The sequence below is a fragment of the Chryseobacterium oryzae genome, from assembly GCF_022811665.1.
Lineage (GTDB): Bacteria > Bacteroidota > Bacteroidia > Flavobacteriales > Weeksellaceae > Chryseobacterium > Chryseobacterium oryzae.
Map to the genome: position 1 here is coordinate 1576225 of NZ_CP094529.1, position 13039 is coordinate 1589263.

The 13039-nt window shown below is 35.0% G+C and carries 9 protein-coding genes; 8 read left to right on the forward strand and 1 reads right to left on the reverse strand.

Annotation, left to right across the window (positions count from 1 at the left end; genetic code table 11):
* Positions 1-6 precede the first annotated feature (6 nt).
* The 8 genes from MTP08_RS07275 to MTP08_RS07315 all read left to right on the forward strand — a co-directional run bounded on the left by MTP08_RS07275 (position 7) and on the right by MTP08_RS07315 (position 11957).
* On the forward strand, positions 7-1587 hold the full coding sequence (locus tag MTP08_RS07275; RefSeq protein ID WP_209390199.1) for an MFS transporter: 1581 nt from the start codon (positions 7-9) through the stop codon (positions 1585-1587).
* 44 nt (positions 1588-1631) lie between these two features.
* The gene (locus MTP08_RS07280) at positions 1632-1856 is read left to right on the forward strand and encodes a DUF6814 family protein (protein WP_209390200.1); all 225 of its coding nucleotides are present in this window, start codon (positions 1632-1634) and stop codon (positions 1854-1856) included.
* A 277-nt stretch (positions 1857-2133) separates the two neighbouring features.
* Complete coding sequence (locus MTP08_RS07290) at positions 2134-4812, forward strand: ATP-binding protein (protein WP_243577735.1); 2679 nt, start codon at positions 2134-2136, stop codon at positions 4810-4812.
* Between the two features lie 11 nt (positions 4813-4823).
* Complete coding sequence (locus MTP08_RS07295; protein ID WP_209390201.1) at positions 4824-5189, forward strand: response regulator transcription factor; 366 nt, start codon at positions 4824-4826, stop codon at positions 5187-5189.
* A 10-nt stretch (positions 5190-5199) separates the two neighbouring features.
* The gene (locus MTP08_RS07300) at positions 5200-7092 is read left to right on the forward strand and encodes an acetate--CoA ligase (RefSeq protein ID WP_243575399.1); all 1893 of its coding nucleotides are present in this window, start codon (positions 5200-5202) and stop codon (positions 7090-7092) included.
* A gap of 74 nt (positions 7093-7166) precedes the next feature.
* Positions 7167-9077, forward strand: coding sequence for an acetate--CoA ligase (gene acs, locus MTP08_RS07305; RefSeq protein WP_243575400.1), 1911 nt, complete (start codon positions 7167-7169; stop codon positions 9075-9077).
* A 185-nt stretch (positions 9078-9262) separates the two neighbouring features.
* The gene (locus tag MTP08_RS07310) at positions 9263-9628 is read left to right on the forward strand and encodes a hypothetical protein (RefSeq protein ID WP_243575401.1); all 366 of its coding nucleotides are present in this window, start codon (positions 9263-9265) and stop codon (positions 9626-9628) included.
* 124 nt (positions 9629-9752) lie between these two features.
* Positions 9753-11957 carry a RelA/SpoT family protein gene (locus MTP08_RS07315; RefSeq protein ID WP_209390205.1) on the forward strand — a complete coding sequence of 735 codons (2205 nt, stop codon included), beginning with the start codon at positions 9753-9755 and terminating at the stop codon, positions 11955-11957.
* A 67-nt stretch (positions 11958-12024) separates the two neighbouring features.
* Here MTP08_RS07315 and MTP08_RS07320 read toward each other — a convergent pair whose 3' ends face one another.
* A complete protein-coding gene (locus MTP08_RS07320; RefSeq protein ID WP_209390206.1) occupies positions 12025-13023 on the reverse strand; it encodes a YihY/virulence factor BrkB family protein in 999 nt (332 codons plus the stop codon).
* Between the last annotated feature and the right edge of the window lie 16 nt (positions 13024-13039).

The window sequence follows — 13039 nt, forward strand, 5'->3', positions numbered from 1 at the left end:
AATAATATGAGCGAACAACATCATGATGCTTATCAAAACATGACAGATAAGCAGAAAAACCGCACCATCTGGAGTGTAATTACTGCCTCTTCCCTCGGGACACTTATAGAATGGTATGATTTCTATATTTTCGGAAGTCTGGCTGTGGTTTTGGCAACAAAATTCTTTCCGGCAGACAATCCAACTGCCGCTTTCTTATCAACTTTGGCAACGTTTGCCGCAGGATTTGTAGTAAGACCTTTCGGAGCTTTGTTTTTCGGAAGACTGGGAGATCTTATCGGTAGAAAATATACTTTCTTGGTAACACTTTTAATTATGGGGTTCTCTACTTTCTTAATTGGGTGTATCCCGGGATATGAAACCATCGGATTTATGGCTCCTGTTTTGGTTTTAATTTTAAGACTTTTACAGGGTTTGGCTTTAGGGGGAGAATATGGTGGTGCTGCAACTTATGTCGCAGAATACGCTCAGCCTAACCGAAGAGGCTACTGGACTTCATGGATTCAGACTACGGCTACTGCAGGTCTTTTTATTTCGCTTATTGTAATTTTGGTGACCAAAAGCTCACTTTCTACAGAGAGTTTTGATAACTGGGGATGGAGAGTTCCTTTCTGGATTTCAATTTTAATGGTGGGTGTATCTTACATCATCAGAAAAAACATGAAAGAATCTCCGCTTTTTGCTAAGGCTAAAAGTGAGGGAAAAACATCTAAAAATCCTTTAAAAGAAAGTTTCGGGAATAAGTTCAACTTCAAATTTGTTTTGCTTGCTTTGTTCGGAGCTGCTATGGGACAGGGTGTGATTTGGTACACAGGTCAGTTCTACGCAATGAGCTTCCTTCAAAAGGTAATGAATGTAGAATCTATTCAGGTAGATTATTTAATGGCAACTGCTTTGCTTCTGGGGACTCCATTTTTTGTTTTCTTCGGTTGGCTTTCTGATAAAGTGGGAAGAAAAGCCATTATGATGACGGGAATGCTGATCGCTATTCTGGCTTACAGACCTATCTATGATAAAATGTTTAAAAGTGTAGATCTCAAAACAAAAACTGTTGCAGAAAGTGGTTTAGTTGAAAAAAGAACCGCAAAAATTCATGATAAAATTGCTACAGACAGCTTAATTACTTTCCACAAAGAAACACTTTACACAGACGGCACTTTGGCTAAAAAAGACAGTATTGTACACTGGTCACCAAGCGGACCGGTAATGACAGACGGAAAAGCTGAAGAGGCAAAAGTTTCAAAATCGATTACAATAAACGACAGTACAAAATGGTCATTGGTATTTTTAGTATTTATTCAGGTAATTTTTGTAACGATGGTTTACGGTCCTATTGCGGCATTCTTAGTAGAAATGTTCCCGGTAAGAATTCGCTACACTTCAATGTCTCTTCCTTATCATATCGGAAACGGAGTTTTTGGAGGTTTACTTCCTGCTGTTGCAACCTATCTTGTTACCACAGGTAAAGATGCGGGGCATCCAACATGGTATCTGGAAGGTCTTTGGTATCCTATAGGTGTGGCAGCTGTCTGTCTTATCATCGGATTAATTTATCTGAAAAATAAAAACAGCAATATCCACGATTAATACAGCATTTCACAAAAAAAATTACTAATTTTAAATCTAACAAAATGGACGGATTAAAAAAAATATTAGGCATCGTATGGATCGCAGTAGCACTTGCAGTCGCGTATCTGGGAATCACAGTAATGGGAGTTCCGAAGCTCACTTCAGGAAAGCAGGAAGACCTTGTATTCGGGATTATCATCCTATTCGTATTGGTTCCGATTGTTTCCGGCGGAATGGCAATTTTCGGATATTATTCTTTAACCGGTGAATATTCTGACGACAAGTAAATTATATATAAAAGAGGATAATTGATGAATGATTTCGGTCTATTCATCAATTATCTTTTCTAAAATATCTGAAATTATCATTCATAAAAAATGAAGAAACGTCACGAGCAAAAACTCATTATTTTAAGTATAGGATTACTAATATGTTTCGGCATACCCGTTTCATTGCTTTTCAACAGTGAAAAAGAAGTTTTTGGTTTTCCACGAATTCTAATCTATATTTTTTCTGTATGGATGATCTCTATTTTAATATCACTTTTCATAGTAAAAAAATATGATGAGTAGTTTCGCATTATTTATTGTTGTTTTAGTTTATCTGGCACTTTTGTTCTTAGTTGCCCATTTGGCAGAGAAGAAGAAGAGTAAATTCTGGATAAACAATCCGTATATTTATGCGCTATCACTCGCTGTATATTGTACCGCATGGACGTACTATGGAAGCATAGGAGTTGCAGCCACCAGCGGACTCAATTATTTACCGATTTATATTGGACCTGTAATTATTATCCCGGCGTGGATTTACATCAACACGAGAATTGTAAGAATCTCCAGAGTTAACAAAATCAGCAGTTTAGCAGATTTTATTTCTTTACGGTATGGTAATAGCAGAAGTTTCAGTGCCATTATTACTTTGGTCTGTATTTTTGCTGTTATTCCTTATATCGGATTACAAATCAGAGCCATTTCAGAAACATTTCACCTCGTAACAGAAACCGCGATATCTAAAACCATCCTTAACGATAACGCCACTTTTGTTGTAATATTAATTGCTGTATTTTCTTCGTATTACGGAACAAAATACGTAGATGCATCAGAAAAACGATTAGGAATCATCTCCGCTATCGCATTAGAAAGCTTTCTTAAACTATTCTTTATCATCATTTTAGGATTGTTTGTTATTTATTTTGTGTTTGATGGGTTTTCAGACTTATATACTAAGGCAAGTCAGTTTTCAGATTTTAAATCTAAAAATACATTTAACGGAATTGAAGGAGCAATGAACTGGATGGTTCTTTGTATGATTTCCGGGACGGCAATCTGCCTTTTACCAAGACAGTTTCATACTGCAATCGTAGAAAACAGACAGGAAAAACATATTAAAACAGCCATTTGGTTTCTACCGCTTTATTTACTGATTTTCACCATTTTCATCTTCCCGATTGCGTGGGGCGGAAGACTTATTTTTGAAGGACAGAATGTAAATCCTGAATTCTATTCTATCCTGATTCCGCAGTATTTTAATAATACTTTAATTACAGTTTTGGTATTCTTGGGAGGGCTCAGTTCTTCAATTTCTATGATTATTATTTCGGCAATTACGCTATCTATTATGCTTTCTAATAATCTGATTATTCCTTACGGTTTATTAGGAAAATTTAAAGCAGAAAACGAAATACAAAACACCCGAAACATTACCAATATCCGTAAATTTTCCATATTTGGGCTAATTATTCTGGCGTTTGCATTTTATAAATATTTTATTCTTAAAACATCTTTAGATTCTGTCGGTTTTATATCATTTGTTATTATTGCACAGCTTGCACCTTCTTTCTTTGGCGCAATTTTTTGGCGTAGAGGAAGTTATCAGGGAGCAATTATAGGATTAATCGCAGGATTAATAATCTGCTATTTCGGATTGATTATTCCTCAATATTACTTTTCTTACAATTCTGAATTGAAAGGATTGCTGAGAGATATGTACAATGCTTTTGAGTTTTTCGACATTTATTTCCTTACAAGAATTCCAGAAATATTCTTTTGGTCGATTTTAATAAACACTGCCCTATTTACCATAATTTCCGTTAGCATGAAAGGAAATTACCGCGAAAGAAATTTTGCAGAACTGTATGTTGATATAGATAAATATATCCAAAATCACGAGGATGCTTACATTTGGCGAGGAAAAGCTTATGTTTCTGATATTCAAAACATTTTGGAACGTTTTTTAGGAAAGAAGAAAACAGAACAGGCAATGCGGATTTTTAATATCAAATACAATATAGATTCGCAAGCTGAAACAGCAGATTCCAGATTTATTAAGTTCTCTGAAAATCTTTTAACAGGAAGAATTGGGACGGCCTCTGCCAAAATTTTAATTGATGGCGTCACCAAAGAAGACAAAATTTCTCTGAAAGAAGTTCTGAATATTCTGGAAGAATCCAAAGAAAATATATCAATCAATAAAAAACTTACCGAAAAATCTGAACAGCTGAAGCAACTTTCTAATGATCTTACGGCTGCCAATGAGAATTTAATTATTAAGGACCGTCAAAAAGACGATTTTCTGGATTCCGTAGCTCACGAACTCAGAACACCTATTACAGCGATCCGTTCTGCGGGAGAAATTCTTGCAGATGATGATGATATTCCGTTAGAAATTAAAAAAGAATTTTTAAATAATATTATTACAGAATCTGACCGATTAAGCGAAATCATCAACGATATTTTGTACCTGGATAAGCTTCAGCATGGTGAAATTGCTTTAAATATTCAGGAAAATAACATTATTGAAACTTATAAAAAAGCACTTAATCCTATTGTGCATCTAATTCAGCAAAAATCTATTCACATCAGTGAGGTCGATTTATTAAACAACTACCGTTATGAATATGATGAAGCAAGATTGATTCAGCTTTTCCAGAATATTTTAGGTAATGCATTAAAATTTACTGATGAACAGGGCATTATTCAGACAAAATTTTCTGAAAAATACGATAGACTCATTATCAAAATATTCAATACAGGAAAAAATATTCCCGAAGAAGATCTGGAAATGATTTTCGATAAATTTTATCAGTCTAAAAACCAAAATATCAGAAAACCTGTAGGAAGCGGTCTGGGATTGGCTATTTCCAAAAGAATAATTGAAGCTCACGAAGGAAGTATAAAAGCTGAAAACAGCGGTTTGGGAGTTACTTTTACAATCTCTTTACCAAAAAATGATGTTGAACGATAAATAAAAAAGAAATGAAAAAGATATTAATTGCGGATGATGAACACAAAATTTTGATGTCTTTGGAATACAGTTTCAAAAAAATCGGATATGAAGTTTTCATTGCAAGAGACGGAACCGAAGTGTTAGAATTTTTAAAAACGATAAAACCTGATGTCATATTGTTAGACATTATGATGCCCAATCTTGATGGTTACAGCACTTTGGAAGAAATTAAAAAAAACAGCACATTAGAACATACGAAAGTTTTATTTCTGAGTGCCAAAAACAATCCCAAAGACATAGAAAAAGGGCTTGAAATGGGAGCCGACGCCTACGTTACCAAACCCTACTCTATTAAAAAACTAATTCAGCAAATTGAAGAACTGCTTAATACCTAAAACTTAAAGCATGAATACAGAAGATTTATTTCAAAAAAGCATAGACCATAAAGAGAAATTCTGGAAAGAACAGGCTCAGCAAATTTCTTGGTTCAAATTTCCGGAAACAATAATTTCTGAAGACGAAAACAATTATAATCAGTGGTTTACAGACGGAGAACTCAATATGTCTTACCTCTGCATAGACCAACACATAGAAGACGGTTTTGGAGATGATATTGCCATAATTTATGATTCTCCCGTAACCAATCAGAAAATAAAATATACTTATCATCAGTTAAAAGAAGAAGTTTCAAAATTAGCGGGAGGTTTGCAGTCTTTAGGTTTAAAAAAAGGAGATACCACTGTAATTTATATGCCCATGATTCCGCAGACGCTTTTTGCAATGCTGGCTTGTGCAAGAATTGGGGTCATTCATAATGTAGTTTTCGGAGGTTTTGCACCACAGGAACTCGTAGTAAGAATTGATGACTGCAAACCCAAAGCTCTAATCACCGCAACGGCGGGAATAGAAATCGCCAAAAGAATTCCTTATCTGCCGCTGGTGGAAAAGGCCATTGAACTGGCACAGGATAAAGTGGAAAACATTATCGTTTTCAACAGAAAGTTGGTAGATAACCAACACGAAATGTTTGAAGAAATTATCGATTATCAGGAATTGGTAGACAAATCTGAACCTGCAGATTATGTTTCTGTAACATCCGGCCATCCGCTTTATCTTTTGTACACCTCCGGGACCACAGGCAAACCAAAAGGAATTACAAGAGATACAGGAGGTTATGCCACTGCCCTTAAATTCTCTATGAAATACATTTACGGAATTGAGCCTGGCGAAACCTTTTGGGCAGCTTCAGATTTCGGATGGGCAGTTGGTCACAGCTACAGTGTTTACGGGCCTTTAATTAATAGAAATACTACCATTATTTTTGAAGGCAAACCCATTATGACTCCCGATGCAGGAACTTTCTGGAGAATTATTTCAGAATATAAAGTTGCTGCTATGTTTACTGCTCCAACTGCCATTCGTGCTATTAAAAAAGAAGATCCTGAAGGCGAATTGGTAAAAAAATATGATTTATCCAGCTTCAAAAAACAGTTTTTGGCAGGTGAAAGATGTGATGTTGCCACATTAGACTGGTTTGAAAAGCACATCGGAGTTCCCGCCATAGACCATTGGTGGCAGACAGAATCTGGCTCGCCAATGTTGGGTTTAATGACTTATAATGATGATTATCAGATAAAAAGAGCATCTGCAGGAAAGCCTGTACCGGGATATGATATTAAAATATTTGACGAAAATGGTCTTGAGCTGGATGCCCATCATGAAGGCTATTTGGTTATTAAACTTCCGCTGCCTCCTGGTGCAATGCTGGGAATATGGAATGACTACGAACGTTTCAATAAAAGCTATTTATCTCAATATAAAGGTTATTATTTCTCCGGTGATGGTGCCATAAAAGATGAAGACGGTTATATTTTTATCACAGGAAGAGTGGATGATGTTATTAATGTAGCAGGTCACCGACTTTCAACTTCCGAAATGGAGGAAATTGTCTCTTCACATCCCGATGTTGCCGAATGTGCCGTGGTGGGTATTGATGATGATTTAAAAGGACAGATTCCTTTTGCTTCGGTGGTTTTAAAGAATGGTTCTCTTATTTCCGAACAGCAAATTGAAACAGAAATTGTGAAGAAAGTTCGGGAGAAAATTGGTGCTGTAGCATGCCTGAAAAACGTGATGACTGTAAAAAGGCTACCCAAAACCCGTTCGGGAAAGATTTTAAGAAAACTGATCCGAACAATTATAGACGGTAAAGATTTTCAGGTTCCTTCAACCATTGATGATGAAAAGATTATTGAAGAAATAAAAGAAAAAATTAATGCATACAAAGCCCATAAATAGGCAATATGTTTTATTTTTGAAATAACAAACAGAAAGAAAATTCAACTAAAAATAAATTAATAAAAAGAAAAAATATGAGAAATTACGTGATAGAAGATCTGCCACACTATTTTGAAGAATACAAAAAATCAATCAAAAACCCAAAAAAATTCTGGGACAAAGTTGCCGATCAGAATTTTGTATGGTACCAAAGATGGAGCAAAGTGGTAAAGTATGACATGAATGAAGCAAAAATCACATGGTTTAAAGATGCTAAATTAAATATCACCAAAAACTGTTTAGACAGACACCTTTCGGTAAGAGGAGAAAAAACAGCCATCATTTGGGAACCAAACGATCCGAAAGAAGAAGCACAGCATATTTCTTACAGCGAATTGTACGAAAGAGTTAATAAAACTGCCAATGTTCTCAAAGAAATGGGAATTGAAAAAGGCGACAGAGTATGTATTTACCTTCCAATGATTCCGGAATTGGCAATAACAATGTTAGCTTGTGCAAAATTAGGAGCAGTACATTCTGTAATTTTTGCAGGATTTTCTGCTTCGGCAGTAGTTTCCAGAGTTAATGACTGTGGTGCGAAACTTTTAATTACTTCAGACGGAAGCTATAGAGGAAGTAAAGTTTTAGATTTAAAATCAATTATTGATGAAGCTTTAGAAAAATGTCCTACTGTTGAAAAAACACTTGTTGTGAAAAGAACCAACAATGAAGTGAAAATGAAGGAAGGAAGAGATTTCTGGATGAATGATCTTTATGAAAAAGCTTCTGCCGACTTCGTCACCATTATTATGGATGCAGAAGACCCTCTATTTATTCTCTATACTTCTGGTTCTACTGGAAAACCGAAAGGAATGCTTCATACCTGCGCCGGTTACATGGTATATTCTGCATATACGTTTAAAAACGTTTTCAACTATCAGGAAAACGATATTTACTGGTGTACCGCAGATATCGGCTGGATTACAGGGCACTCTTACATACTTTACGGTCCATTATTAAACGGAGCAACCACGGTTATTTTCGAAGGAATACCTACTTATCCTGAACCAGACAGATTTTGGGAAGTTATTGAAAAACATAAAGTTACACAATTCTATACCGCTCCAACAGCAATCCGTTCTTTGGCTAAAGAAAGCTCGGAATGGGTAGATAAACATGATCTAAGTTCGTTAAGAGTTATCGGATCTGTAGGAGAACCTATCAACGATGAAGCTTGGCATTGGTTTAATGACCATGTAGGAAGAAAAAAATGTCCGATCGTAGATACGTGGTGGCAAACTGAAACTGGTGGAATCATGATTTCCCCAATTCCTTTTGTAACACCCACTAAACCAACCTATGCAACACTTCCGTTACCGGGAATTCAGCCGGTGCTAATGGACGACAAACGCAACGAAATTACCGGAAATCAGGTAACAGGAAATCTCTGCATCCGTTTTCCTTGGCCGGGAATTGCAAGAACCATCTGGGGAGACCATCAAAGATATAAAGAAACTTATTTTTCGGCATTTCCAGGGAAATATTTCACAGGTGACGGTGCTTTGAGAGACGAAGTGGGATATTACAGAATTACAGGTCGTGTAGATGATGTAGTAATTGTTTCAGGGCATAACTTAGGAACGGCTCCTATTGAAGACAGCATCAATGAGCATCCTGCGGTGGCAGAATCTGCTATTGTAGGCTTCCCACACGATATTAAAGGAAGTGCTCTGTATGGATTTGTGATCTTAAAAGAATCCGGGGCAGACAGAAAACATGAAAATCTGGTAAAAGAAATTAACCAGTTGATTTCTGACCAGATTGGCCCGATTGCTAAATTGGATAAAATTCAGTTTGTATCGGGGCTTCCGAAAACCCGCTCAGGAAAAATTATGCGTAGAATCTTAAGAAAAATTGCAGAAGGCGATTTCAGCAACTTCGGAGACACTTCTACCCTTTTGAATCCTGAAATTGTAGATGAAATTAAAAACAAAAGAATTCAATAATTTCCTTGTGAAACCAATCCATAAAACTCTGTGTTTCTGCACAGAGTTTTTTTATTTCAAAAAACATTAAATATCTTAAATTATAATAATTTTTTACCGAAATATTAAAATAATTCAAATTAAGATAAAAAAAATACAAATATTATAAAATTATTACTATCTTTATTCAACCAAAATCAATTATTATGCTGAATATAGTAGTCGGTGTATTTAATCATCAGAATAATTACAAAACGCTCGAACAGGAATTGGAAAATTCAGGAGTTGACAACCACGAGTATATTGTTTATTTGAATGAAGAACATCATAACTCTCCCTACTTGGTGAGTGTAGAAATAAAGAACGAGATAAGATATGAAAGCGTTAAGCAAATTTTCGATCAAAACCAAGTTCTAAAAACTTATATTTTTGAAAACATGAGCATCAGTCAGGCTTCTTACAGCGATATCAAAAAACTGATAGACGCGCGTTCGAAAGCCGAAATTCACAACAGTCCCGATGTTAGAATAAAAGTTCAGCATGACGGAATAAACTCTGAAGTGAAAACCTAAAAAAACTAACCAAAATAAAAACTATTAACCGAAGTCCACAGTTTTCTGTGGATTTTTTTGTGTTTTTAATCTTGAAAAAATCCTTATTTTTTCGTACTTTCGTTTTAATAAAGCCTTTACACAGATGAGTTACGACTTGGAGCAAGAAAATAAAGAAATTTTAGCACGATATAAAGATCTGATTTCTAATACATACAGAACTTTGGATGAGGAAAACAACAAACTCATTCGTAAAGCTTTTGATATTGCACTCGATGCACACAAAGATCAAAGGAGGAAGTCTGGCGAACCATACATTTATCATCCTATTGCGGTTGCAAAAATAGTTGCAAAAGAAATTGGTCTGGGTGCTACTTCTATCGCCTGTGCTTTACTACACGATGTTATAGAAGATTCTGATTATACTTACGAAGATCTGAAAAAAATATTTGGTGAAAGAATTGCCGGTATCGTAAACGGACTTACGAAGATCTCGATAATGAATCATCAGAATATTTCTGTACAGTCTGAAAATTACAGAAAACTCTTACTTACCCTTTCTGAAGATTTCAGGGTAATTCTCATTAAAATTGCAGACCGACTTCACAATATGAGAACTTTGGAGAGTATGGCACCGGATAAGCAGAAAAAAATTGCTTCGGAAACCGTTTATATTTACGCTCCAATGGCTCACAGATTAGGTTTATACAATATTAAATCTGAGCTTGAAGATCTTTCTTTAAAATATAACAATCCTGATGTTTACAACGAAATTACTCAGAAACTTGAATTAGCCAAAGAAAACCGCGAGAGGTATATTGAAGAATTCAAAAAAGAAGTTTCTGAAAGATTAAAAGACGAAGGTCTTAATGTAAGCATAAAAGGCCGTGCAAAAGCAATTTCTTCTATTTACAGAAAAATGCTTAAACAAGGCGTTCCTTTTGAGGAAGTTTTCGATAATTATGCAATAAGAATCATTTATAAATCTGATGCCAAGAACGAAAAATTTCTTGCGTGGAAGATTTATTCTATCGTAACCGATGTTTATCACAGTAACCCTTCCAGAATGCGTGACTGGATTACACAGCCACGTTCTACGGGATACGAAAGTTTACATCTTACGGTTTTAGGACCAGACAAAAAATGGATTGAAGTACAGATTCGTTCTGAAAGAATGGATGATATTGCCGAAAAAGGCGTTGCAGCACATTACAAATATAAAGAAGGATACAAACAAAGTCATGATGACCGAAATTTTGAAAAATGGGTTACCGAAATACGTGAGGTTCTGGAACAACAGCAAAACCTTACCACTACAGAACTTTTAGACAATATTAAACTCAATCTTTATTCTAAAGAAGTTTTTGTTTTTACCCCAAAAGGTGAAATTAAAATTTTACCAACCAATGCAACCGCTCTTGACTTCGCATTTTCCGTTCATACCGATTTGGGAATGAAATGTTTAGGTGCAAAAATCAATGGGAAATTAGTTCCTATTTCGTATGTTTTACAAAATGGAGATCAGGTAGATATTCTGTCTTCTCAAAATCAAAAACCTAAATTCGACTGGCTAGATTTTGTAGTTACTTCCAAAGCAAAATCTAAAATAAAAAGTTTTCTCAATTCCCAGAAAAACACTTTTGTGGAGGAAGGAAAAGAGATTTTACAAAGAAAACTTCGTCATGCAAAGATTAATTTCAATGATGAGGAAATCAACAAACTACAGAAGTTTTTTAACCTTAAAAGTTCTCAGGAACTATTCCTTAAATTCCAAACCAACGAACTGGATGCAAGCAGTTTAAGAAAATATATTGAGAGTAAAAATGTATTCAACAACCTGCTTTCAAGATTCAAAAGAACATCCAACAAAAATCCTAATTTCGAAGATCCTAAAGAACAGAATCTTAACATGATTGTCTTCGGAAAGGATGAAGAGAAACTCAATTATACCTATGCAAAATGCTGTACGGTAATTCCTGGTGATAAAATTTTCGGATTTATAACTATTTCCGAAGGAATTAAGGTGCATAATGATAACTGTCCGAACGCTATCAACCTAAGAGCCCAATATGATTACAGAGTAATTCCTGCAAAATGGGTGAATGAAGAAAGCTTCAAAAACCGTATAAAAATTGAGATTGAAGGATTAGACAGAATGGGTATGATTAACGATATCACTACCGTTATCAGTGGAGCCATGGGAATGGATATGAAAAGCATGTCTATTGAATCTAATGACGGAATTTTCACCGGAACCATCAATCTAGAAGTAAAACATAAAGGTCAGCTTGAAGAAACTTTTAAGAAACTGAAAGCAATAGACGGAATTTCAAGAATAAGAAGACTTTAAAATCTTAATATCGTTCAGACTATTTAATTTTTTAAGAATTGAGTTTAATCGTTTGTAAATAGTCTATTTACAAACTTTTGTCGTGCACTCCATTCTCAATATTATTAACTATCGCGGCAGACTCTTCAGATTGATTAATTTCTTTCTCTTTAATCTCGTCTAAAAGAAGCTTTTCAATTCTTATTTTTCTCAATGCTAAATTGAGTTCGTTCCCAAAAAGAAGAAGGTAAACGTTTACATTTATCCAGATCATTAACAGAATCATACTTCCTATTGACCCGTATAAAACGTTGTAACGTGCGATATTTGCTACATAAATGGTAAAAAGATAAGTGGTAAGTATAAATAAAATAGTTGTAAGAATTGCTCCCGGAACAGCCTGTCTGAATCTGGCAATTTTTACGGTTCCTAACCAATAAAACAAGCTGAGAAGCAAAAAGAAAAAGATTGGGAAAGACACAAAACCAATCAGTTTAGATAGATTGTTTACAAACCAGGAGAGATCATACGCCGGATGAAACTGTTTGAGTACCACTTCTGTATAGTAAACTCCAAATAAACATAAAAAAACCACACTTACAAACCCAATAGTAATAAAAAATGAAAGGATAAACTCTTTTACGTCGGGTAATTTTTCTTCAGAATTTTCATTAAAGCCACTAATGAGAGAAAATGTGCCGTTGGTAGCAAATACGAGTGCCAATAAAATCGTTAAATTACTGATATCCTTCATATTCGGGACAATATTATTCTGAATATATCCTCTTACATCACCTTCAATATTAGAAGGGAAAATATTGCTCATGAGAACATCGAAAATATAAAACTGAAGCTTATCGTAATGAGGTAAATTGGGCAAAACCGACAATAAAAACAGCAAAAAAGGAAAAAGACTTAAAGTAAAACTCCATGAAATGGCCGCAGCTTTCCTCCCTATTCTACCTTTAAAAACCCCCGCAAAATAGATCTGAAATAACTGCCATAACGAAATCCCAAGCACAGGAATATGCAAATCATCAAGAAACTCTTGAATTTTGAGTAGAAATTTAGGAATTTTTAATGCCATAAACTATATTTGTGTT